The organism is Pseudomonas sp. LB3P14 (genome assembly GCF_054898045.1).
Genome location: NZ_CM142714.1, coordinates 4,041,196 through 4,064,816, shown reverse-complemented (window position 1 = coordinate 4,064,816; position 23,621 = coordinate 4,041,196). Strand labels below are relative to the sequence as shown.

Annotated in this window: 22 protein-coding genes; 13 read left to right on the top strand and 9 right to left on the bottom strand. The window is 60.1% G+C overall.

The features are described 5' to 3' along the window. From ACYZT5_RS18790 to tadA, 3 genes are all read left to right on the top strand, one after another. Complete coding sequence (locus tag ACYZT5_RS18790; RefSeq protein WP_462046879.1) at positions 1 to 291, top strand: PTS transporter subunit EIIB; 291 nt, start codon at positions 1 to 3, stop codon at positions 289 to 291. A 223-nt stretch (positions 292 to 514) separates the two neighbouring features. Further along, entirely contained in the window at positions 515 to 1,891 is a 1,377-nt protein-coding gene (locus ACYZT5_RS18785) for a multicopper oxidase family protein (RefSeq protein ID WP_462046878.1), read from the top strand. Continuing rightward, a complete protein-coding gene (tadA, locus tag ACYZT5_RS18780; RefSeq protein ID WP_462046877.1) occupies positions 1,891 to 2,385 on the top strand; it encodes a tRNA adenosine(34) deaminase TadA in 495 nt (164 codons plus the stop codon). Before ACYZT5_RS18785 ends, tadA begins: the two co-directional genes overlap by 1 nt. A gap of 115 nt (positions 2,386 to 2,500) precedes the next feature. Here tadA and cmoB read toward each other — a convergent pair whose 3' ends face one another. The 5 genes from cmoB to lon all read right to left on the bottom strand — a co-directional run bounded on the left by cmoB (position 2,501) and on the right by lon (position 8,017). Next, a complete protein-coding gene (gene cmoB, locus ACYZT5_RS18775; protein WP_462046876.1) occupies positions 2,501 to 3,457 on the bottom strand; it encodes a tRNA 5-methoxyuridine(34)/uridine 5-oxyacetic acid(34) synthase CmoB in 957 nt (318 codons plus the stop codon). Continuing rightward, positions 3,454 to 4,233 carry a carboxy-S-adenosyl-L-methionine synthase CmoA gene (gene cmoA, locus ACYZT5_RS18770; protein WP_462046875.1) on the bottom strand — a complete coding sequence of 260 codons (780 nt, stop codon included), beginning with the start codon at positions 4,231 to 4,233 and terminating at the stop codon, positions 3,454 to 3,456. The genes cmoB and cmoA overlap by 4 nt, the downstream gene beginning before the upstream one ends. 114 nt (positions 4,234 to 4,347) lie before the next feature. Further along, a complete protein-coding gene (locus tag ACYZT5_RS18765; RefSeq protein WP_462046874.1) occupies positions 4,348 to 4,992 on the bottom strand; it encodes a lysoplasmalogenase in 645 nt (214 codons plus the stop codon). Positions 4,993 to 4,994: 2 nt separating this feature from the next. After that, a complete protein-coding gene (locus ACYZT5_RS18760; protein ID WP_462046873.1) occupies positions 4,995 to 5,387 on the bottom strand; it encodes a protease inhibitor I42 family protein in 393 nt (130 codons plus the stop codon). Positions 5,388 to 5,599: 212 nt separating this feature from the next. Further along, a complete protein-coding gene (lon, locus tag ACYZT5_RS18755) occupies positions 5,600 to 8,017 on the bottom strand; it encodes an endopeptidase La (RefSeq protein ID WP_462046872.1) in 2,418 nt (805 codons plus the stop codon). 466 nt (positions 8,018 to 8,483) lie between these two features. On the opposite strand from lon, the gene ACYZT5_RS18750 reads away from it, so the two are divergent. Continuing rightward, positions 8,484 to 8,675: a hypothetical protein gene (locus tag ACYZT5_RS18750; RefSeq protein WP_462046871.1), complete on the top strand. Its 192-nt coding sequence runs from the start codon at positions 8,484 to 8,486 to the stop codon at positions 8,673 to 8,675. Positions 8,676 to 8,798: 123 nt separating this feature from the next. On the opposite strand, the gene ACYZT5_RS18745 is transcribed toward ACYZT5_RS18750, so the two are convergent. After that, positions 8,799 to 11,210 carry a glucose/quinate/shikimate family membrane-bound PQQ-dependent dehydrogenase gene (locus ACYZT5_RS18745; protein ID WP_462046870.1) on the bottom strand — a complete coding sequence of 804 codons (2,412 nt, stop codon included), beginning with the start codon at positions 11,208 to 11,210 and terminating at the stop codon, positions 8,799 to 8,801. A gap of 217 nt (positions 11,211 to 11,427) precedes the next feature. Then, positions 11,428 to 12,810, bottom strand: a complete 1,383-nt coding sequence (locus ACYZT5_RS18740; RefSeq protein WP_462046869.1) for a carbohydrate porin — start codon at positions 12,808 to 12,810, stop codon at positions 11,428 to 11,430. Between the two features lie 364 nt (positions 12,811 to 13,174). On the opposite strand from ACYZT5_RS18740, the gene ACYZT5_RS18735 reads away from it, so the two are divergent. Together ACYZT5_RS18735 and ACYZT5_RS18730 are read left to right on the top strand one after the other, a co-directional pair. Further along, positions 13,175 to 13,405, top strand: coding sequence for a VF530 family protein (locus ACYZT5_RS18735; protein ID WP_462046868.1), 231 nt, complete (start codon positions 13,175 to 13,177; stop codon positions 13,403 to 13,405). Positions 13,406 to 13,407: 2 nt separating this feature from the next. After that, positions 13,408 to 14,079, top strand: coding sequence for a Pr6Pr family membrane protein (locus ACYZT5_RS18730; protein ID WP_462046867.1), 672 nt, complete (start codon positions 13,408 to 13,410; stop codon positions 14,077 to 14,079). A 119-nt stretch (positions 14,080 to 14,198) separates the two neighbouring features. Here the strand turns inward: ACYZT5_RS18730 and ACYZT5_RS18725 are convergent, their stop codons facing one another. Together ACYZT5_RS18725 and ACYZT5_RS18720 are read right to left on the bottom strand one after the other, a co-directional pair. After that, positions 14,199 to 14,984, bottom strand: coding sequence for a siderophore-interacting protein (locus tag ACYZT5_RS18725; protein ID WP_462046866.1), 786 nt, complete (start codon positions 14,982 to 14,984; stop codon positions 14,199 to 14,201). Next, complete coding sequence (locus ACYZT5_RS18720; protein WP_462046865.1) at positions 14,981 to 15,556, bottom strand: PadR family transcriptional regulator; 576 nt, start codon at positions 15,554 to 15,556, stop codon at positions 14,981 to 14,983. The genes ACYZT5_RS18725 and ACYZT5_RS18720 overlap by 4 nt, the downstream gene beginning before the upstream one ends. Positions 15,557 to 16,062: 506 nt before the next feature. Between ACYZT5_RS18720 and ACYZT5_RS18715 the strand changes: the two genes are divergently transcribed. The 7 genes from ACYZT5_RS18715 (at position 16,063) to ACYZT5_RS18685 (ending at position 23,595) form a co-directional block, all read left to right on the top strand. Beyond that, positions 16,063 to 16,554 carry a CS1 type fimbrial major subunit gene (locus tag ACYZT5_RS18715; protein ID WP_462046864.1) on the top strand — a complete coding sequence of 164 codons (492 nt, stop codon included), beginning with the start codon at positions 16,063 to 16,065 and terminating at the stop codon, positions 16,552 to 16,554. Between the two features lie 109 nt (positions 16,555 to 16,663). Next, positions 16,664 to 19,186, top strand: a complete 2,523-nt coding sequence (locus tag ACYZT5_RS18710) for a CS1-pili formation C-terminal domain-containing protein (protein WP_462046863.1) — start codon at positions 16,664 to 16,666, stop codon at positions 19,184 to 19,186. Positions 19,187 to 19,188: 2 nt separating this feature from the next. Then, on the top strand, positions 19,189 to 20,412 hold the full coding sequence (locus tag ACYZT5_RS18705; protein ID WP_462046862.1) for a hypothetical protein: 1,224 nt from the start codon (positions 19,189 to 19,191) through the stop codon (positions 20,410 to 20,412). A 43-nt stretch (positions 20,413 to 20,455) separates the two neighbouring features. After that, on the top strand, positions 20,456 to 21,199 hold the full coding sequence (locus ACYZT5_RS18700) for a molecular chaperone (RefSeq protein WP_462046861.1): 744 nt from the start codon (positions 20,456 to 20,458) through the stop codon (positions 21,197 to 21,199). 32 nt (positions 21,200 to 21,231) lie between these two features. Continuing rightward, positions 21,232 to 21,732 carry a CS1 type fimbrial major subunit gene (locus ACYZT5_RS18695; RefSeq protein ID WP_462046860.1) on the top strand — a complete coding sequence of 167 codons (501 nt, stop codon included), beginning with the start codon at positions 21,232 to 21,234 and terminating at the stop codon, positions 21,730 to 21,732. Positions 21,733 to 21,777: 45 nt separating this feature from the next. Beyond that, on the top strand, positions 21,778 to 22,281 hold the full coding sequence (locus ACYZT5_RS18690) for a CS1 type fimbrial major subunit (RefSeq protein ID WP_462046859.1): 504 nt from the start codon (positions 21,778 to 21,780) through the stop codon (positions 22,279 to 22,281). Between the two features lie 51 nt (positions 22,282 to 22,332). After that, positions 22,333 to 23,595 (top strand): hypothetical protein, encoded by a 1,263-nt coding sequence (locus ACYZT5_RS18685; protein ID WP_462046858.1) that lies wholly within the window; start codon positions 22,333 to 22,335, stop codon positions 23,593 to 23,595. Positions 23,596 to 23,621 lie beyond the last annotated feature (26 nt).

Sequence of the window (23,621 nt, the reverse complement as noted above, 5' to 3'; positions counted from 1 at the left end):
ATGTTCGAGAAAATGCAGCGGACGTTCTGGAAAGCATTGACCCCGGATTTGATAGCGGATGAGCCGAAGGTGGGTGCCACGCCTGTTTCTGGTCTGGCCCCGGATGTCGTATCCGCGCTGGGCGGTGTGGATAACCTCAAGTCGCAGCAGCCGGTGGCGCTGACCCGGGTTCGGGTGGAGTTGCGGGATGTGGGGCGGGTGGATCGGCAGGCTTTAAGTAGGGCAGGTGTGGCGGGAGTCATGCCGCTGGAGGGTGGCGTGGTCCACTTGATTACCGGCCTGCAGCACTGATCGTTCCCACGCTCTGCGTGGGAATGCATCCTGTGACGCTCTGCGTCACGCCAGCGAAGGGACGCGGAGCGTCCCGGGCGGCATTCCCACGCGGAGCGTGGGAACGATCACCTCTCCTGCGGCCATCCGCCACCCCGCCCTTACTGTTTCTCAACCGCAGGTGTATCGTATTCGCCTTTTACAGGCCCCGCGCCTGTCGCTGATACGTGAGGTAGTTGAGTTCATGTCCTTTACCCGTCGCCAAATCCTCGGTGGCCTGGCCGGTCTTGTTGTCGTTGGTGTCGGAGCGGGGGGGGCGTCGCGGTACTGGTTGGGCAAGATGGCCGACGCCGATGCGGGCCACGACTATGAGCTGATCGCCGCACCACTGGACGTTGAACTTGTGGCCGGGCACAAGACCGAAGCCTGGGCGTTCGGCCCGTCGGCGCCTGGCACCGAGTTGCGCGTGCGCCAGGGCGAATGGCTGCGGGTGCGGTTCGTCAATCACCTGCCGGTCGCGACCACCATCCATTGGCACGGCATTCGCCTGCCGCTGGAGATGGACGGCGTGCCGTACGTCTCGCAACTGCCGGTGCTGCCGGGCGAATATTTCGATTACAAATTCCGCGTGCCCGACGCCGGCAGCTACTGGTATCACCCGCACGTGAACAGCAGCGAAGAACTCGGTCGCGGACTGGTCGGCCCGTTGATTATCGAAGAGCGTGAGCCCACCGGGTTCAAGTTCGAAAAAACCCTGAGCCTCAAGAGCTGGCACGTGGATGAGGAAGGTGCATTTGTCGCGTTCAGCATTCCGCGCGAAGCCGCACGTGGCGGCACGGCGGGGCGCTTGTCGACGATCAATGGCGTCGCGCAAGCGGTGATTGATTTGCCCGCCGGGCAGATCACCCGCGTGCGTTTGCTCAACCTGGATAACACGCTGACGTATCGCCTCAACATTCCCGGCGTCGAAGCGCAGATCTACGCGCTGGACGGCAACCCGATCGAGCCTCGCCCGTTGGGCAAGGAATACTGGCTCGGCCCGGGCATGCGTATTTGTCTGGCAATCAAGGCTCCGCCGGCCGGTGAAGAGCTGTCCCTGCGCAATGGCCCGGTACGACTGGGCACATTGCGCTCGGTGGCGAACACCGATGCACCGACCGAGTGGCCGCCCGCGCTGCCCGCCAACCCGGTGGCAGAACCGGACCTGGCCAATGCCGAGAAACTCAACTTCAATTTCGAATGGGTGGGTTCGGTGTCAGTCAACGTCGACAACGGCAAGCCACCGAGCCTGTGGCAGATCAACGGCAAGGCTTGGGACATCACTGACAAGACCTGCGCCGACCGCCCGATTGCCAAGCTCGAGAAGGGCAAAAGCTACATTTTCGAATTGAAGAACATGACTCAGTATCAGCACCCGGTTCACCTGCACGGCATGAGCTTCAAAGTCATAGCCTCGAACCGGCACAAGGTCATTCCGTACTTCACCGACACTTATCTGTTGGGCAAGAACGAGCGCGCGCAAGTGGCGCTGGTGGCGGATAACCCAGGGATCTGGATGTTCCACTGCCACGTGATCGATCACATGGAAACCGGCCTGATGGCCGCCATCGAGGTGGTGTGATGCGTCAGATTCGTCCCGCCGCAATCATCGACCGCAGCCGCGATCGCGACTTCATGCGCGAAGCGTTGGCGCTGGCCGCACAAGGCGCGGCGCTGGGTGAAGTGCCGGTGGGCGCGGTGCTGGTGCAGGACGGTGAAATCATCGGCCGGGGGTTCAACTGCCCGATCAGCGGCAATGACCCGAGTGCTCACGCCGAGATGGTCGCGATCCGTGCTGCCGCGTTGGCGGCCAGCAACTATCGTCTGCCCGGCAGTACGCTCTACGTGACGCTTGAGCCGTGCAGCATGTGCGCCGGGCTGATCGTGCATTCGCGGATTGCGCGGGTGGTGTATGGGGCACTGGAGCCAAAGGCCGGGATTGTGCAGAGTCAGGGGCAGTTTTTTACCCAGGGCTTTTTGAATCACCGGGTGCTCTATGAAGGCGGGGTGTTGGCCGAGGAGTGCGGGGCGGTGTTGAGCGAGTTCTTCAAGGCCCGAAGAGCTAGTAGAGACTGATCGTTCCCACGCTCCGCGTGGGAATGCCGCCCGGGACGCTCCGCGTCCTTACGCAGGCGTGACGCAGAGCGTCACAGGATGCATTCCCACGCGGAGCGTGGGAACGATCGATCACCTACTTCTTGGCGACGATCACCGCACGCATCGGCGCCGGCAGCCCTTCAACCGTCTTGCTGTGATCTTCCGGATCAAGGAAATCGCTCAGCGACTGATACTTCATCCACTCCGTACCGCGTTGTTCCTCGACGCTGGTGGTGCTCACGTCCACACAGCGAACATCCGTGAACCCGGCCCGACGCAGCCACAATTCCAGCGCCGGCACCGACGGCAGGAACCACACGTTACGCATCTGCGCATAACGGTCTTCCGGTACCAGCACCTGCTGCTGATCGCCCTCAATCACCAGCGTCTCCAGTACCAGCTCACCGCCCTTGACCAGGCAATCCTTCAGCGCCAGCAAATGCTCGATCGGCGAGCGGCGGTGATAGAACACGCCCATGGAAAACACGGTGTCGAAGCCTTCCATGTTCGGCGGCAGGTCTTCGAACGGGAACGGCAGGTGCCAGGCATTGGGTTCGGACAGGTAACGCTGCACCGCCTGGAACTGGCAGAAGAACAGCCAGTTCGGGTCGACGCCGATCACGCTGTCTGCGCCCGCGCCGAGCATGCGCCACATGTAGTAACCATTACCGCAGCCGACATCGAGGATGCGTTTGCCCTTCAGATTCAGATGCGGTGCGACCCGCGACCATTTCCAGTCCGAACGCCATTCGGTGTCGACATGCACGCCAAACAGATCGAACGGCCCTTTGCGCCACGGCGACAGGCCCATCAGCGCGGTACGCATTTGCGCGCGGGTTTCATCATCGCAATCGGTGTCCAGCGTCAGCCCATTGAGCAGGTCGACTTCGCTGGGCTGAATCTTCGGCAAGGCGTCCAGCGCACTCTGCCAGCGCTCCAGGTCGCCATGACCCTTTTCCATTTTCTTGTCAAGTTGCGCTTGCAGGGTGTTGGCCCAATCGGCCAGCGGTGTGCCGGCCAAACGGCGGGCGAGGGGGGACAGATCAATCATGGCAAGGCAATCAACGAGGCAAAGTTAAGACACTGGAACCACGGCACGACTTTCGAGAACCCGGCAGCCAGCAGGCGCTCGCGGTGTTCTTCGAGGCTGTCGGGCTTCATGACGTTTTCGATGGCGCTACGTTTCTGGGCAATCTCCAGTTCGCTGTAGCCATTGGCGCGCTTGAACGCGACGTGCAGGTCGGTGAGCAGCGCGTGTTCTTCGGGGTCGTTGAAGCGCAGTTTCTCCGACAGGATCAGCGCGCCGCCGGGCAACAGCGACTGGTGGATACGCGAGAGCAACGCGGTGCGCTGCTCCGGGGCGATGAATTGCAGGGTGAAGTTCAGCGCGACCACCGAGGCTGGCTGGAATTGCAGGGCCAGGATGTCGCCTTCGATCACTTCCACCGGCAGCAGCTCCTGGAACATCGAGTCCTGACCGTTGAGGTATTCGCGGCAGCGCTCGACCATCGCCGCCGAGTTATCCACAGCGATCACCCGACAGCCGTCGGTGCGTACGTGACGGCGCAGGGCCTGAGTCACGGCGCCGAGAGACGAGCCCAGGTCGTAGAGCACGCTGTTGGGCTGGGCGAATTGCGCGGCGAGCACGCCAAGGTTTTCAACGATGGTCGGATAACCCGGCACCGAGCGCTTGATCATGTCCGGGAACACCCGCACCACGTCCTCGTTAAAGGCGAAGTCGGGCACCTGGGCCAAAGGCTGGGCGAAAAGGCGATCGGGTTCTTTGCTCACGGCGGTTCCGGCGGTGTCGGTGGAAAAGGCCGGCATTTTAGCCAAATTGACGGGGGGATGCGCGGGTTGTCTGATAAACCGCTGGGGTGACGCATTGATCGTTCCTCACGCTCTGCGTGGGAATGCCGCCCGGGACGCTCCGCGTTCCTTCTATTGGGGGCGGTGAGCAGATTGAGAAAACGCCGACGCCGTAATCCCCCATTGCCCCAGCCAGTAGCTGAGGATGATCACGTAAGGTGCGGCATGAAACGGCGCGACGAATCGATTGATGCCAATCACGCTGTCGGAAAACACAAACGCCACCGCGCCCGCCGCCGCCAGCAGCGCCGAGCGTTTGGGCACGTCGGTACCGAGTCGGGCCAGCGCCCTCCAGAGCATGGCGCTGATGGCCAGACCATAGACGATGACCGGGATCAGCAACGGACCCAGCCCATTGGAAATCAAGATCCCCAGCAATACCGCGCCGACGCCCAAAGCGATGATCAGCGGCAACAACGCCAACCGCCGACAATCACTCAGGTAAGCCTTTAGATACGCCAGATGCGCGACCAGAAACGCGCCAAGACCAAACACAAACAAATCCCCCGGCCACGCCAGCAGCACGTCGCCGAGCAGGGAGAAAATCAGTCCGAGGCTGATCCAGCGTCGATACTCGGTGGGCGGTGCGTCGTGCAACCAACCGAGCAGCGCCAATACTGGCAGCGGTTTGACCAGCAGGCAGAGCAGCGCGGCGTGCACGCTCACGCCGTAGAGAAAGGTCACCGCGCCCATCAGCGCCAGAATCAGCCAGCCCACGATCAGTTAACAGAGATTGCGCAGTCGAAGGTTTCCACTGCCGGTACTTCCGGTGCCCATGGCTGTGAGTAGGTCAGGCGCAAACGGCCCGTGCCAGCGGTGAAGGACTGGAAGCGCCAGGTCGAGATGCCGGCGCTGCCGACGATCCCCGCATCTTCCGGGTTGCTGTAAACCTCGGGGCTGAGCGCGCGCAACACGCCACCGGCCGAATCCTGGATTGCCCAGCGGTAACCGGTGGTTGGGTTGCTTGGCAAGGTCACAATCAGGTTTTGCCCGCTGTGCAGTTTCACCGGGCATTCGCTTTGTTTTTCCACGGTCACGTTGTGTTTCGGTTGCGTGGCGCAAGCGGCCAGCAGGGCGAGGGACAGAGGGACAAACAGGCGGGTGGGGGACATAAGGTCAGTGGCTCCGGCGTTCACGACGAACGGCGAGCATAACTGAAGATGAGACAAATTGTGACGAGGAGGAGAGATCGTTCCCACGCTCTGCGTGGGAATGCATCCTGTGACGCTCTGCGTCACGCTTGTGAAGGGACGCAGAGCGTCCCGGGCGGCATTCCCACGCGGACGGTTCGACGCCTCGACGTGGGAATGATCAGGTTAGAGAGTCAGAACAATATCTTCGCCACATCCGCAAAGCGTTTGGCGAAGTGCACGGTAATCCCTTCTTTCAGATAATCCGGCAACTCTTCAAAGCTTCCACGGTTTGGCTCCGGCAAGATCAACTCAAAGATCTTCTGCCGCCGCGCAGCAATCACTTTCTCGCGCACGCCGCCAATAGGCAGCACATGCCCGGTCAGCGTCAGCTCGCCGGTCATCGCCACGCCTTTTTTCGGCGCCTGATTGCGTGCGAGCGAGAGCAGGGCGCTGGCCATGGTCACGCCCGCGCTCGGGCCGTCTTTCGGGGTGGCGCCTTCCGGTACGTGCAAGTGTACGAAAGCTTCGTCGAAGAATTTCGGATCACCGCCAAACGACTTCAGATTGGAACTGACGTAGCTGTAGGCAATTTCCGCCGACTCTTTCATCACATCACCCAGTTGCCCGGTGAGTTTGAAGCCTCGGTTGAGTGTGTGAATCCGCGTCGCTTCAATCGGCAGGGTCGCGCCGCCCATGCTGGTCCAGGCCAGCCCCGTGATGACGCCGGTGCCGGACAGTACCTGCTCGTTGCGAAACACCGGATGACCGAGCGAGGCTTCGAGGTCTTTCGGGCCGATTTTGATCACCGCTTGCGGCTCGTCGATCAATTTCACGACGGCCTTGCGCACCAGTTTGCCCAGCTGCTTTTCCAGCTGCCGCACGCCGGCTTCACGGGCGTAACCGTCGATCAAGGCTTTCAACGCGGTGTCGCTGATGGCCAGGTTACCTTTCGATACGCCGGCCTTTTCCAGTTGCTTGGGCCACAGATGACGCTTGGCGATGGCGATTTTTTCTTCGGTGATGTAACCCGACAGGCGAATCACTTCCATCCGGTCCAGTAATGGGCCGGGAATCGAATCCAGGGTGTTGGCGGTGCAGATGAACAGCACTTTCGACAGGTCCAGGCGCAAGTCCAGGTAGTGGTCGAGGAATTCGACGTTCTGTTCCGGGTCGAGGGTTTCCAGCAGCGCCGAGGCCGGGTCGCCCTGGTAGCTTTGGCCCATCTTGTCGATCTCGTCGAGCATGATCACCGGGTTCATCACTTCGACGTCTTTCAACGCCTGCACGAGTTTGCCCGGTTGCGCGCCGATGTAGGTGCGGCGGTGGCCCTTGATTTCGGCTTCGTCGCGCATGCCACCGAGGCTGAAGCGGTAGAACGGCCGGCCGAGGGATTCGGCGATGGATTTGCCGACACTGGTTTTACCCACGCCCGGTGGACCGACCAGCAGCACAATGGAGCCGCTGATCTCGCCTTTGTAGGCGCCGACCGCGAGGAACTCGAGGATGCGGTCCTTGATGTCGTCGAGGCCGGCATGGTGTTTGTCCAACACTTTGCGTGCGTGTTTGAGGTCGAGTTTGTCCTCGCCGAACACGCCCCACGGCACCGATGTCGCCCAGTCGAGGTAGTTGCGGGTGACCGCGTACTCAGGCGAACCGGTCTCGAGGATCGACAGCTTGTTCATTTCCTCTTCGATGCGTTTTTGCGCCTGAGCCGGCAGGACCTTGTCTTCCAGGCGCTGCTCGAATTGCTCGATGTCGGCGCTGCGGTCGTCCTTGGTCAGGCCCAGCTCTTGCTGAATGACCTTAAGTTGTTCCTTGAGGAAGAACTCGCGCTGATGCTCGCCGATCTTGCGGTTAACTTCGGCGGAAATCTCTTTTTGCAGGCGCGCGACTTCGACTTCCTTGCGCAGCATCGGCAGGACTTTTTCCATCCGCTTGAGCATCGGCACGCAGTCGAGCACTTCTTGCAGCTCGCTGCCGGTGGCCGAGGTCAGGGCCGCAGCAAAGTCGGTCAGCGGCGACGGGTCGTTGGGGCTGAAGCGGTTGAGGTAGTTTTTCAGCTCTTCGCTGTAAAGCGGGTTGAGCGGCAGCAGTTCCTTGATCGCGTTGATCAGCGCCATGCCGTAGGCCTTGACCTCGTCGGTCGGCTCGGTGGGCTGGTGCGGGTATTCGACTTCGACCAGGTACGGCGGGCGATGGTGTTTGAGCCAGGTGCGAATGCGTACGCGAGTCAGGCCTTGGGCGACGAATTGCAGTTTGCCGTTTTCGCGACTGGCGTGATGCACCTTGACCAGGGTGCCGTAGAGCGGCAGGGCCGAGGTGTCGAAATGACGCGGATCTTCCTGGGGCGTGTCCATGTAGAACAGGGCCAGGGAGTGGTGATCGGATTTGCTCACCAGGTCGAGGGTTTCGGCCCACGGTTCTTCATTGACGATGACCGGCAGCACTTGGGCCGGGAAGAACGGGCGGTTGTGGATCGGGATGATGTAGACCTTGTCCGGCAGGTTCTGGCCTGGCAGGGCGAGGCCTTTGCCGGTGGAGTGGTGTTCGGCGTTCTCTGGGTCGGCGTATTCGCTCGGGTCTTCGGGGAATTCTTGCTGGTCGCTCATGGGGCACCTGCGCAATTGGGTATGGGTGTTAGATGGGGCGGGTGGGGGGTGGTTTCAATGGCTCGGGATATTTCTGGGTGTGTGTTCAGGGTTTGGACAGGTGTGTTCGACTTGGCGGCCTTTGGGCCGACCATGTTCCTGTTGATGGGGTACATATCCATTCCTGCGGTAACGGCGGCTGGCGGTTTCGTCCTTACGACGAGGCACTTTTTTCAAACGCCAAAAAAGTACCCAAAAAGGCTCGCCCCAAGCGTCCGGCCCCTCGCCTAGGCTCGGCGTTCCTTCGTTCCGGCATTCATCTGGGGGCATCGCCTCCGGTCGGCTGCGCTTCGACCTCCTCTCGATGTGTTCGACTGCGTCGAACGGCGCTACGCGCCTACCCCCCAGATGAACACCTCCACTCAGCCTCCCGATAGGGGCGGGTGGATCAAGATCAAGAGCTGCAGGCGAGCTAACGCTCGGCCTGATGAGTGGTGAGAAGCGGGTTTACGCCTATCCATTTGTAGGAGCGAGCGGTGCGGCGATCCGACTTGCCCGCGAAGGCGGCCTGACAGCCGACCAATATTTCGCTGATGTCACCATTCCATTGTGGGAGCGACCCGGCTTCGGGCGGCGTTCCGACGAAGGCTTTTTAACATTCAACATCAATGTCGGCTGACACTCCGTCATCGCGAGCAGGCTCGCTCCCACAGGGGGATGTGTGGTGTGGCGGGAAATCCAGCGGCCACAAAAAAGGCGACCCCCTCACAGGAGTCGCCTTTCCTTTAACCGCCGCTAAAGCTTACTCGGACAGTTTGTACGCAATCACATAGTCACCTTGCTTGGTGCCCAGCGACCCATGACCACCCGCAACGACGAGCACGTATTGCTTGCCGTCCTTGCCGGTGTAGGTCATCGGCGTGGTTTGCGCGCCGGCTGGCAGGCGGCCTTCCCACAGCTGCTTGCCGTTTTTCACGTCATAGGCGCGCAGGTACTGGTCAAGGGTACCGCTCAGGAAGGCGACGCCACCCGCGGTGGTGAAGGTGCCGCCCAGGCTAGGAACGCCCATGCTCAGTGGGATCGGAACCGGTGAGCTGTCGCGCACGGTGCCGTTTTTGTGTTTCCAGATGATTTTGCTGGTGGTCAGGTCGACCGCTGTCACGTAACCCCAGGCCGGTGCCTGGCATGGCAGGCCCATTGGCGACAGCAACGCTTCGAGGACCACGCCGTAGGGAGCGCCTTTGTTTGGCTGCACGCCTTCGGTTTCGCTTTTACGCGGGCCTTGGGCAGCGATTTCGGCGGCCGGGATCAGTTTCGATTTGAACGCCATGTAGTCCGGGTTCATGAAAGCGATCTGACGCACCGGGTCAACCGAGATACCGCCCCAGTCGAACACGCCGAAGTTACCTGGATACACGATCGAACCTTGCAGCGATGGCGGGGTGAACGGGCCGTCGTAGCGCAGGGATTTGAAGTCGATCCGGCAGATCAGTTGGTCGAACGGAGTCACGCCCCACATGTCGCGTTCTTTCAACGGCGGCGGCATGAGGTTGAGGTCGGATTTCGGTTGGGTCGGCGAGGTGTGATCACCTTCGACAGCGCCTTGCGGCACTGGCACTTCGTTGATTGGCACGATCGCCTGGCCGGTGCTGCGGTCCAATACGTAGATGCTGCCTTGCTTGGTGGACGCGAGTACCGCTGGCTTCACGCCGTTTGCGGTTTTCAGGTCCATCAGGGTTGGCTGGCCGCCGACGTCCATGTCCCACAGGTCGTGGTGGGTGAACTGGAAGTGCCAGCGCACCTTGCCGGTGCCGATGTCCAGCGCGGTCAGGCCGGCGGCGTGCAGTTCCGATTCAGGGGTGCGAGCGCCACCGAACTGGTCCGGGGTCTGGTTGCCCATCGGCAGGTAGAGCATGCCGAGTTTTTCGTCGACGGCGAACATGGACCACATGTTCGGCGAGTTGCGGGTGTAGACCTTGCCTTCGGCAATCGGCGTGGTGTCGTCCGGGTTGCCGCTGTCCCAGTTCCACACCAGTTTGCCGGTGTGCACGTCGAACGCGCGGATCACGCCGCTTGGCTCGTCGGTGGAGACGTTATCGGTGACGTGGCCGCCAATCACCACCAGGTCTTTAGTGACTGCTGGAGGCGAGGTGGAGTAGTAACCACCGGCGTTGAAGCCGCCGATGTTGGCGCTCAGGTCGACCTGGCCACCGTTACCGAAGTCTTCGCACATCTTGCCGGTGTCGGCGTTCAGGGCGATCAGACGGGTGTCGGCAGTCGGCAGGAAGATCCGGCGCGGGCAGACGTTGCTGGCCGGCGCAGGGCTGGCAGTGCCCGTCGGGCTTTGCTCGGAAGCGTAAGCGGCGTCATCGTGATACGACACGCCACGGCAGGTCATGTGCGCCCAGCCCTTGAAGTTCGCCGCGTTTTGCGTGGAGAGCTTCGGATCGAAACGCCAGAGTTCCTTGCCGGTGTCCGGGTCCAGCGCGATCACCTGGCTGTGTGGCGTGCAGACGTAGAGCATGCCGTTGACTTTCAGCGGGGTGTTTTCGGCAGTGGTTTCGCCCGGGTCATTCGGCCCTGGCAGGTCGCCGGTGCGGTAGGTCCAGGCCGGCACCAGTTTGTTCGCGTTTTGCGGCGTGATCTGCGCCAGTGGCGAGTAACGATCGCCATGAGCGCTGCGGCCGTAGGAATTCCAGTCACCGTCCGGCATGGCCGGGGCGGTGTTGGTCATTCCCGGCACGCTGTCGCGGTCCAGTTGGCCTTTGATTTCACCTGGATTGGTGAATTGGCTGGCCAGAGCAGCAACGCCAGCCAGTACTACGGCGACGCTCAGTGCGCCAGTGCCCATCGGCGCAGCGCCTTCGCGTAGCAGCGGACGGCGGAACCACGGCAGCAACATGACGATGCCCAGCGCAAACAGCATGGCCAGACGCGGCACCAGTTGCCACCAGTCGAGGCCGACTTCCCACAAGGCCCAAACGGTACTGGCGAACAGCACCAGCGCGTAGAGGCCCAGTGCTGCGCGGCGAGCGGCAATCAGCAACACGCCGGTCAGCGCCAGGCCGATACCGGCCAGCAGGTAATACAGCGAGCCGCCGAGCATGCTCAGCTTGATTCCCCCGGCCAGCATGGCCAGGCCCATTAGCAGAAGCAGGATGCCGAGCAGGCTCGGCAACAGACGGCTTCGACTCAAAGCACCATCAGTGCTCATAGTGTGGTTCTCCGTGACGTTTTAAGTAGTCCCGCGCAGGTTCACTGTAGATGATGATCTGGCGTGGGCATGGTTCAGATAAAAAAGTGAAACTGTTGACGCGGTCGCTGTAGGAGCATGGCTTGCCCGCGAAGAACGATAACGCGGTGTATCTGGCAGACCGCGTTATCGTTCTTCGCGGGCAAGCCATGCTCCTACAGGGGGTTTGCGGTGCTGGTTAGAACTGCGACTGGATTTTTATTCCGCCAATCAGCGCGTCATCGACCTTGTCTACGCCACCGGGATGACGGATGTATTGCAGGTTCGGGCGCACGGTCAGCCAGTTCGTGACGTGCACGCCGTAATAGAGTTCGGCGCTGTATTCGGTGTCCTGCGGTGGCAGGAAGGACGGATCGTCGTAGTCGAAGACCGCGCGGGCCTGATTGGTCGCCTCGGCGTTCTTGCGATAGGCCGGGTTGACGTGGACGCGAGCCAACGCGAAACCGATGTCGTCCTTGGCGCGTGCATCGAACAAACCTTTGTAGACGACGCCAGCCTGGACGTAGTTGTCGATGGCGTTGGTCTTCTTGTCGTGCATCGTGCCGTTGGCGAACACGCTCAAGCCGCGGGAGTTGTCGCTGGCGCGGCTGGTGATCTGCTGCTGCACACCCAGCCACACGCCGTGTTTGCTCGACGCGCTGCGGTAAGCCTCGCCACTCAGCGCTGCTGGCTGGCCGTTGCTGTCCTTGTAGGCATCAGTGGCCTTGGCGTTGCTGTAGTAATAACCGGCGCGGTATTCACCCGGCAGACCATTGAGCTTCGGCGACCACACCAATTCCACCGGCAAGATCGCGCCCTGGGTGCCGCTGCCGCTGAGCTTGAAGCCATTGTCACGATCGAGGTTCGACGGGTTCTGCTCATAGGCGCCAACTTGCGCGTACAGCTCCGGCGTCAGGTGATATTTGACCCGCATCGCCCACTGGCTGACCGGCCAGTTGTACCAGATGCCGCCGACCCAGTTGCCGACCTGCGAGCCGCAGAACGCCAGGTTCTGGAAGTCGCAGGGGAAGCTGTTGAAGTCTTCGCCTTCACCGAAGCGGCCGACCTTGATGTCGAGCTTCTGATCGAAGAATTTTTGTTGATACCACATCTGCGTCAGTCGCCAGGTCTGGCCACGGCCCCAGACTTCCTGGGCCGAGGTGAAACCGCCGACCCGTGGGTCGTTGATCCGGTCGTTGCTGATGTTATTGCCGTTGCGCTCGGTGATGGTCAGCTGAAACTCTGCGTCGTCCCAGCCCAGAATCTTCTGCAAGTCCAGATGGGTGCCGAGGCCGAACTGGTCGCTGTAGCGAGCGGTGCGGTCATGGTCGTAGCCGCCGTGCAGATTACTGCCCATTTCGCCGGTGTAATCGACTTTGAAGTCGTAGCCTTTTTCCGAAAGTTCGGTGCGCGTGCCGTTCCAGTCGCCGAGCATCCACGGCGACTCGCTATCGAAGGCCGGAGCGGCCTGGGTGCAAGTGGCGAGGCCCAACGCGGTGAATCCGCCGATCAGGTTCAGGGCTTTTCGGCGGGCAATAGCGGTGCAGACAGCGCTGTCTCGCGGAGTTTGAAAATAAGGCATAGGAGAAGTAATTCTTGGTCTTTTTCTGGGGAGTGAACTGAAGCGGCAGTATGTCGCGGGCAGCGGAAGCGTTTCAGCTTGACGGGCGCAAGGATAATGTCCTGTTACAAATAGAGAAAGCGCTTTTAACGACATGAATTCTTTCGTATTCGGTAACAGTCCATGGGAAAAGATCGCAGCCTCGTTTTACTCGACAGCTCCTACAGGTGAACGCATTCCAATGTAGGAGCTGTCGAGTGAAACGAGGCTGCGATCTTTTGTGTTTCACCTACATTTAACTGACCGCACACAGATCGCTTCCCCCCAATGAAGCCCTCGGCTAAGGTGCGCGGCTTCTCATTCTTTCACCGCTCGAAGGCCCGGCATGACCGAACAGAACAACAACCTACTGCACGGCGTGACGCTGGAGCAAATCCTCAACGCGCTGGTTGAACACTACGAATGGTCGGGGCTGGCCGAGCGCATCGATATCCGCTGCTTCAAGAGTGACCCGAGCATCAAGTCGAGCCTGACATTCCTGCGCAAAACCCCGTGGGCACGGGAGAAGGTCGAGCGCTTGTACGTGAAGTTGATGCGCACCAAGCGCCCGGTCTGAATATGGTTAACCAACCGACGCCAGGTTCTGCCGTGAGGCGTCGTGTTGTTGCCGTGGCTGCGGTGCTGGGCTGGGCCGGTCTGGCCATTCAGCTGTACCTGATTTTCTACTCACGCTGGACCCTGGCGGCCAGTCTGCTCGGTGGGCTGGTCAGCTTCTTCAGCTACTTCACCGTGCTGAGCAATACGCTGGTGGCGACCGTGCTGACGTGCGAGCTGACGTCCCGCGAGTCGGCGGCGCGACGCTGGTTCTTGCAGCCATGGGTGAGCAGCGGGATTGCCGTGAGCATCGCCGTGGTTGGCCTGGCGTATAACGTGTTGTTGCGCCATTTATGGCATCCGCAAGGCTGGCAATGGCTGGCCGATGAACTGATGCATGACGTCATGCCTCTGCTGTTTCTGGCTTATTGGTGGTTCTGTGTGCCGAAAGGCACGTTGCGACTGCGGCATATCGCTGCGTGGGTGATCTATCCACTGGTGTATTTCGCGTACGCGTTACGGCGCGGGCATCTGCTGGCGGTTTATCCCTATCCATTCATTGATGTCGACAAGCTGGGTTATCCACAGGTGTTTGTGAATGCCGGGGGGTTATTGGTGGGGTTTGTGGTGGTTGCGCTGATAGTGATTGGGTTGGATCGGTGGCTTGGGCGTCGTGCAAAGGATCTGGATTTTTAGTGATTGAGCTATCGCCTTCGCGAGCAGGCTCGCTCCCACAGGTCAATTGTTCACAATCGATCCAATGTGGGAGCGAGCTTGCTCCGGGCGGCGATCCGACGATGGGGCCCAGGAGTAGGTCACTCCTCGTCGCTGTCATCCAGCCGCCAGTAACCGACGGCTTTGACGAATTGCTCGTTAAGCCCGTGCTCATCCAGTAACACCCGGCGAATTTGCCGCGACACTTTGGATTCGGTCGCCACCCACGCATACAGATTGCCGCTCGGCACTTGCAGTTGCTTCACGGTGGTCAGCAAATTGTCTTTGCCACCCTCGCGCAGTACCCAGATCACATTGACCTGCGCGGCACTTTCCAGACGTTGCTGCTCGGCGCCGTTTTCCACTTCGATGATCACCAGTGCCCGGCGATTGTCCGCCAAGCCTTCGAGACGACGAGCGATGGCGGGCAGGGCGGTTTCGTCGCCGATCAGCAAGTAGCTGTCAAACATGTCCGGCACGATCATCGAGCCCCGTGGCCCGCCGATGTGCAGGAACTGACCGGGTTTGGCCTGCTCCGCCCACGTCGAGGCAGGGCCGTCGCCGTGCAGTACGAAGTCGATGTCCAGTTCCAGCGCATTCAGGTCGTAACGGCGCGGCGTGTAGTCACGCATCGCCGGCAATGGCCCGTTGTCTTTACCGGCACCGAGCACCAGGGTTTCCAAGGCTGCTTGTTCCGCTGCGTTTTGTGGGAAAAGCAGTTTGACGTGGTCGTCCGTTCCGAGGCTGACGAAGCCGGCCAACTCCGGTCCGCCCAGCGTGATCCGGCGCATGCGCGGCGTCAGGTCGACCACCCGCAACACTTCCAGACGACGGCGTTTGATTTCATGCATGACGCGGTGAATGGTGTGCTCGATCACTACAGTCATTCGGCTTGCTCCTGAACGGGTTGAACGGCGGGGCCGTCGACGATGGCTTTGGCGGTGTCGTTGAGCAGGGCAGCGACGCGCAGGATTTCTTCGGGGCTCCAGCGACCGTGGTGCAGTTGCAGCGCATGACGCAGGTTATGCACCGCTTCATGGATCTCGGGCGGGCGATCGTGCCCACGCAACGAGCGCTTGCTGACATCGATGCGCATGCGCACGCCGTCCAGGGCAACCGCCTGCTCGCTCAACGACAGACGTCCGGCATCGGTGATGTTGTAGCGTTTTTTTCCGCCCTCGGCGTCGCCCTGAATCATTTCGCTCTCTTCCAGAAACGTCAGGGTCGGGTAGATCACGCCGGGGCTGGGGCTGTAGGCGCCGTCGAACATGGTTTCGATCTGGCGGATCAGGTCATAGCCGTGGCACGGCTGTTCGGCGATCAGCGCCAGCAGCAGCAATTTCAGGTCGCCGGGGGCGAACACTCGGGGGCCGCGACCGCCGCGTTCGCGGCCAGGCCGTTTCTCAAAACCGTCGCGGCCGTCGCCGTGTTCGCGGTGGGGGGAATGATGGTCTCTCATTTTTTGCTTTCTCTGGTCATGTTTAGACATAACTTAAGATATATCTTAAGAGCCGGGCAAGATGTTTTTTGAGCGCTCTGTGCCTTGGCCGACGAGTGGTGATGAGCGGCCACCTTGTCATTGGACGCGCTGGCGAACGCTTTTTTCTTGTCGGCATTCATAACGGGAAAGTTAAAGCTATTGCTCTAATATTATTTGAACTTATATTCTAAAACGCTCGAAGTGCCCGTGTTATCAAGTTGAAATCACTGTGTGGTTTTTTCACAAAAACTGTATGTAAGGCATAACTTACAGTCACCATTTCGTATTTCAATTATTTGCACTTTTTTCTTTCCAGTCATGGAGTAGTTGAACTACGAGCCCGTCGGAAGTTGCCTGCTTACTTTCCAGAATGAACAGTCGATCATGCCCCGGCATTGAAAGTACAAACTCATACACCTCGTTGGGGTAAGTGTTGTTTGAACTTTCAATGAACCCGATCCTTTCAAGCAAACAGGTACTGAACGATGTTCAAGAAATTCGCAATCGCTACTCCACTGGCTGTTCTGGCTCTCAACTCCTCCATGGCGTTCGCTGCGGGCGAAGCTACTCATTCCATCAGCCTCATTGCTCACGTGCCGACCAATGGCTTCTACGTGGTACCGACTGACTCGGATCTGGTCAACAAGGACCAGGACATGAGCTTTCAGCCGAGCACCGGCAAGATGCGTGAAGTCACCGGTTTCTTCGACGTGCGCAACAATAACGGTTCGGTTCACGCCAGCCTGGAAAGTGCGCCGAAACTGATCTCTGGTGCCGAAGCCATTGATTTGAAAGTCGAGTTCAACAACAAGGAACTGACCCTCACTCCACAACTGGTGGTGGGTGAAGCTGACTCCGACGTGAACTACCGCGCGCCGCTGAAAATCAGTGCCAAGGGTACAACTTTCCAGCCGGGTGACTACACCGGTGTGGTCGCAATGACCTTTGACGCTGTGCCTCCTGTCGCTGTCCGCTGATCGAGCGTTCAGGCAATAAGCGCTAACTCTTGAAGTGGCGTTATCCGGCGGACGACCAGGCTGGCGTGTCCGCCGGACTTCAACTTGTTCCAAATCAGAGTACGAGTTCATGTTCCCGATGACACCCATCGCGGCAGCGTTTGCGCTGTTGTTTTGTGCCAGTGCCGTGGCGGCTCCCGATTCCGCCGGTACGACACCGCGAAGTCTGTTGGCCCAGGCCAAAGGTTTGCCAGCGGATTTCGAGGAGCATTTCTTTGATGTGCCTTTGGCCGTGCGAGTGGAGCTGGATCAACAGCCATTGGGAGAGGCCATGGTGGTGTTGTCCCGTGACGATCGCATCACCCTGCTCGAATTCACCGATACCAGCGAAAACCGCTACGGCCCCGCCGAGCGGGAGAAGTGGGCCAGTTATCTCAAGCCTGGCGTGCCGCTGGGCACTTGCACCGGTTCCTGCCCGGATCAGGTGCTGGCTGTGCACTACAACCTGGAAAACTCGCTGGTCTCGATCCTCACCGAAAACGCTGAGCGCGATCTTGAAGCCAAGCGCTACTACGAGCAGCCCGATGGCGGCAGCAGCGGCCTGATGGTGCGTAACCAGCTCAATCTCAATGGCGGCCAGGATCAGGATCTGGGCGGACGTTTTGGACTTGAGGCCAGCGGCAGCCTGGGCAACTGGAGTCAGACCTTCAACATGCAAATGGCCCGCCTCGGCGGTCAGGACGACAAGCTGTACCACGCCGTCCATGAGCTTTACACCCAGCGCGAGTTGCAAGGCAATTTCTTTCGCCTGGGCTATTTCACCCCCAATTCCGAAGGGCTGACCCGCCAACCGCGCACATTCGGCACCAGCCCCGACACCGCGGTCGGCGTCATGTACGGCAGCTCCGACAGCCTGGCCATCAACAGTCCGATGCCCAGCGTCTACCCGATTTACGTCACGGCCAATCGCCAAGGCTCGGTGGAGATCTATCGCGACGGTCTGTTGATCAATACCCAGTCGGTGCCTGCCGGTTTGCAGACCCTCGACACCCGTCCGTTGCCGGGCGGCATTTATGAAGTGGAAGTGCGCCTGATCGAAGACGGCCAGATCACCTCCACCACCCAGGAGCTGGTGTACAAGCCCAGCAACTGGCGCAACCTCGACGAGCGCTGGCGCTACAACCTGTTCGCCGGGGAAGAAAGCAAACTGCTCAGCAATTGGGATCAACAGGCCAGCGGCAGCACCACGGCCGGTGCGTCGATCAACTACCTGATGCACCCGCGGGTGATTCTCGGCCTGTCGGCGCGGCAGATTCGTGAAAAGCTGCAATACGGCACGTCCATCGACTGGACCCTGGCCAATCACATCAGCCTGTACGCCAACGTCTACCAGACCCAGGACCACGGCACCGGTCTCGACCTGCAAAGCCTTTACAACTACGGCTCCGGCAGCCTGGTGATCAGCCACAACCGTAGCTGGCTGGACACCACCGACCTGTACGAAACCCTGCCGGACGGCACGCGGGTGCGGCAACGCAATGTATTCAAAGGCGAAACCAGCAACTCATCGCTGGCGATCAACCATCGGCTGAGTAGTAAGAATTCGCTCAACGCGCGGGTGTCCCACAGCGAGGGCAACGTCGAAGGCGTCGGCGTGGATCTGGGTTGGACCCGGCGTACCGAACTGTTTGGTAGCGACGCCAACTGGCGCCTGTCGCTGTTCGACCGGCCGGGCAGTTTCAGCAGCGGCAATGATCGCAATCGCGGGGTCGATTTGAGCATCAACGTGGCACTGGGCGCGCCCGGCGAGCAGATCACCGGCAGCATCGGTTCACGCACCGCCCGCGAGGGCGGCCGCGACAATAACGCGTCCATCGGTTGGCGCAAGGACCTGAAGGACCATGTGCTGCAAAACGTCTCGGTCACTGCACTGACCGACACCTATGGCGTCGGCGTGTCCAGCCTGGCCAACTTCCGCACCGACGCGATCAACGGCGACGGTTTCATCCAGCGTTCGTCCTACAACGGCAACTTCACCGGTGGCCTGAACCTCGACAGCACCCTGGTGCTGGGCGGTCAGCAAATGCTCATGACCAGCCAGTACGAAATGCGCGGCGCCGGCATGATCGTCGACGTGGAATCGGACATCGAAGACATCGCCCTGCGCGCCGACGACTTCAGCGGCGGAACGGCAGCGTTGAAGCCGGGGCGCAACTTCATCCCGATCACGGCGTACCAGAACAGCTCGGTGAGTTTCGATTTCGAGGGCAATCATGTGCCGGCGGCCACCATCGAGCCCGCACGCACCCGCTATCACTTGAACAAGGGCGGAGTGGACTACCGCAAGATCCGGGTGATGAAAACCCTGACCGTGCTCGGTCGGCTGGTCAATGAACAAGGACAACCACTCAAGGGCCACCACGTCATCAACCACGCCAGCCGCGGGGTGACCGAGGTCGACGGTTTCTTCTCGATGGAAATGAACGCCGGCTCGCCGACTCTCGAGGTGCGTCAGGATAACCGGCTGCTGTGCCAGTTCCGCCTCGACGCGAACCAGCACCGCAGCGAAAACAACGTGTTGATGATCGGTGATCTGCGTTGCACGCCGGACACCCTGGCCGATGCGACCTTTACCGATCAGAAGGCGGGTTGACCGTGAAAAAGCTAACCAGTTGTCTGGGCTTGCTCGCGGCACTGAGCATGCCTTCGGCCGAGGCGATCAATCAGGAAATCCGCGCGTTGTTCCAGCCGGATCCGTCGCAGCCGAACAAGAATGTATTCGTCAACAAGACGCCTAACAGTGGGTATTGCGCCAGTTACCCTGGCCAATGCGTCGAAAACAATATGTTCAGCATTCAGTTACCGGTCCGGTTCAACTCCACCCGCCCGATCGTGCCCGGCGCACCCGCCGATGCTCTGAGGTTGAAGGTGCCGGCCAACTGGCGGCAATTGACGGTCACCAATCACGACACCGGCGAAAGTGAAACCGTCGAGGTGCGAATCATTGGTATCGGTTCAAAATTCACATTGAGCGATACGGCCGCCAATCTGGTGGGCGTGAGCGACATACTTGAGGGTCATCAGCGGCTTTGGGCCAACCAGAGCTGGGTCTATGCACCGGAGCCCTGTAGGTACAGCGGAGTTGGTTTTTACACGTCCAATACATTTGGATTTTTCTGGAAAGCACCAGTTGAGGCGTGGTGCACCAAGGTGGCCGCGTACCGCATCCCGGCGATGTCTTTCAACTACCTCGACTTCGCCTACGAACTACGCACGTCCAACCCCTTGAGCATGTCGTCCGGCCTGTACACCGGGTCCCTGTCCTACACCCTCGGCCCCAGCGGGGATTTTCAGATGGGCTCAATGATGGTGCCGGATGACGGCAACCTGGCCCTGGACTTCGTGCTGGACGTGCAGCACACCCTGAAAGTCGAACTGCCACCCGGCGGGGACAAGATTGCCATGGAGCCGGTGGGGGGCTGGCAACGCTGGATCGACGGTGGTCGCATGCCGACCGAGATCTACCGTGACCAGCCGTTCTACATTTCGGCGTCGTCGCGCTTCAAGGTCATGATGATCTGCAGCTCCCTGGGCGGCTCCGAATGCGACATAGGCAACAACCAGGTGGGTTATTCCAAATTCGAAGTCAGGCTCACCATGCCGAATGGAATAGTCGGTCCGGGTGGTCAAGACGGCTGGTCCAGCACGCTGAGACACAACACCTGGATCGGGCCGTTCGAACCGTCCCGTTACGTCGATCGAAAAACCGGCATGTTGCGATTTCAGATGCCCCGAAAATGGATCGAGTCGCTACTCAAACCCGGCATGAACGGCACGCTCTGGGGCAACGTCACCATCATTTTCGACTCGGAAGTCTGAACGTCCGGGACTGGCCATTTTTCATTTCACGAGGTTGAAGACGATGACACGTCTGTTTTTACTGTTGATGTCCGGTGTGTTTTGCATGACGGCCAATGCCGGGCCGCAGATCAATGTCGGCACGGTGTACGACTATCTCGATGGCGACAAAAGTACCTACCTCAAGCGGGTATTCAACAGCGGTGACAGCACCGCGTTCGTCAAGGTCAACGTGCTGGAAATCGTCTATGACGCCGACGGCAAATCGCGGGAAATCCCGATTGAAAACGCCGCCGACGGTGCTTCGCGCAACGGCATCATGGCCAGCCCCGCACGGCTGATCGTGCCGGCTCAGGGCATGCAGGGCACTCGCTTGCTGTACATGGGCGAACGTGACCGCGAGCGCTATTTCCGAGTGCGGTTCGTGCCGGTGGTGCCGGAAAAGGAAGACGAATTCGTGGTCTCCCAGGAGGAGCGTGAAGACTACAAGAAGTCCCTGTCGGCCGGGGTCAACGTGATGACCGGCTTCGGCATCGTGTTTTTCGTACGGCCGAAGGATGCCCGTTTCGATACGGCCATCAACGAGACTCAAGACCGCTACGAAATTCGCAACAACGGCAACACGGTGATGGTCGTCGACGAGTTCAAAAGCTGTTCGCTGACCAAGGAAACCGATTGCGGCGCGACGACCAAACATCACGTCATGGCCGGCAGAACCTTCGCCTTCGACAAGGAGCCGGGCCGTGAATACCGTTTCAAGCTGATCGAAGGCGACAGCAAAAAAGACCTGAAGGTGGCGCGCCGCTAAGGCCGCCGCCCATGACGCGCCAGGTATCGATCATGAACAAGCAATGCGCCGTCGCCGCACTGATGGTTTTCGCCACACTGATGAGTGTCCCGAGCTGGGCGGCCCGGGAGGAGCTCAATTTCGAGGTCACCCTGACCATCCCCAGTCGGCCGTTTTACATCATTCCGGTGGAGCCGGACTGGATTCACCGCCCGCAGCGGCTCATCTGGGATTACCCCACCTCGACCATGCGCGGGTTGCGCAAGTATTTCGACGTAAGGCACGACACCAGTGCAATTGAAGCGCGCCTGGATCGCACCGCTTACCTGTCGAACGGCAGGCCGGGCGAGGAGATTTTGTTGCACGTCAAATTCAACGGCGTGGTATTGGGCCAGGATATTCGCCCCCGGGAAGTGGTGTCACAGGCCGAGGCTGCCGTGGGCACCCGGGTGCTGCTGGAAATCGACCCGATCAAACCACTCGGCGGCTACAAGCCAGGTGATTACGACGGCAACGTGTTGCTGCTGTTCAACGCCAAGGCACCGGGGGAATGATCGGCTGGTGGCGCCTTACTTGTTATCGACTCCGAGGTACCTGACATGATCAAGCAAGCGGTCATCGCGTTGTGCGTGAGCATCCCGACGTCGATCCATCCGTCGGCATTCGCGGCCCAGGAAAAACACATTTTCGAGGTGTCGGTGGATATTCCGACCCTGGGTTTTTACGTGATTCCGAGCGAAGCCGACTGGATTCACCGCGAACAGACACTGCCGTGGGATATCCACGCCTCGACGCTGGGCGGGTTGCGCAAGAGCTTCGATGTGAAAACTGACGGCAGCGCCATCGAGGCGCGTCTTGAGAGTTTTCCTTACTTGTCCAGCGGCGGTGATTCGCGCGACAACATCGTGTTGCGCGTCAGATTCAACGGCAAGGAGTTGAGTCACGACCCGATACCTCAAGAGGTGGTGTCGGTCGAGGACGCGATGGCCGGCAGTCGTGTGCACCTGGAGATTGATCCCAGGGAACAGGCTGGTGGCTACAAGCCGGGTGAGTATTACGGCACCGTCAATATTGTTTTCAACGTGGCGGCGCCTGCGGGGTGACCATCGAAGGTTTGAAAGGACATCCAACTAACCGGGGCAAGGAAATAGCCAATGTTTTCAAGCGTGCGCGAGTGCAAAAAGGTCATCAGGGGAGCACTGCTGGCTTACCTGTGCGGTGGAATGTTTTCGGTGTCGGCGCTGTCGATCACTCAGGAGATCCGCGCCGTTTATGTCCCCGATCCGGCTAACCCGCAGACCAACAAGTTCATCAATCAGACGCCGCAAAGCGGTTACTGTGGCCAGTATCCGAATGATTGCCTACGCCAGAACCTGATGGGCTTTTCGGCGCCGATACGCTTTGCGTCGGTGCAGGCGATCAGGCCGGGAGCCTTCGAGCGTGACGGTGGGATGTTCAAGATGCCGGCCCAATGGCGCAGCCTGACGGTGCGCAACATCGTCACCGGTGAAGCGGAAACGGTGGAGATTCGGATCGGCGGATTTGGTACACGCTATGTGCTCAGTCATACGGCGAGCGAGCTGACTGGCGTACCGGGGGGGCCGGAGGCGCATGAAGCGCTCTGGGTGGGGCGAGGTTGGGGACTTGCGCCCAGGCCTTGCGAATCTGGAGCGATGGCATCCTACGGGCCTGACTTTTTCCGGTTTTTCTGGTTTACCCCCGCTGAGGCAGTGTGCGGAAAACAGACGGCGTTCCTGATCCCGTGGATGTCCTACGACTACCTGGATGTGGCCTATGAACTGCGCACCCCGAACCCGATCGGCATGTCGTCGGGTATTTACGCGGGTGAACTCACCTACAGCGTAGGTCCGGGTCAGGACATCGATGCCGGCGACAACCTGTTGCCGGACACTTCGAGCCTGACCTTCAGGGTACTTCTGGATGCCCAGCATGTGCTCAAGGTCGACATTCCTCCCGGCGGCAACAAGATCGCGCTGGTGCCGCAGGGTGGCTGGCAAGCCTGGCTGCAGCAAGGAAGCAAACCCACCCGCCTATTTCGCGATCAGACCTTCAACCTGTCGGCATCCTCACGCTTCAAGATGTACTTTGAATGCGAATACGCCGGCGTCGGCGCATGCGCATTGCGCGACACGGCCAACGGCGCGACGAATGCGCAGGTCTACCTGAGCGTGAGCCTGCCCGACAGCATCACCGACACGGCGGGCCAACCGGTGAAGCGCCGCCCCTTGAGCAACAACCCGGAGGGCACGGCCTTCCAACCGGCGCGGTATCTGGATCGCGCGCCAGCGACGTTGCACTTTGAAATTCCGAGCGTCTACGTGGAGCAGATGTTGCAGCCGGGTCAGGGGAAGCGATATACCGGCAATGTCGCGGTGATCTGGGACTCAGAAGTCTGAGCACCTGTTGAAAACCGTCCAATGGT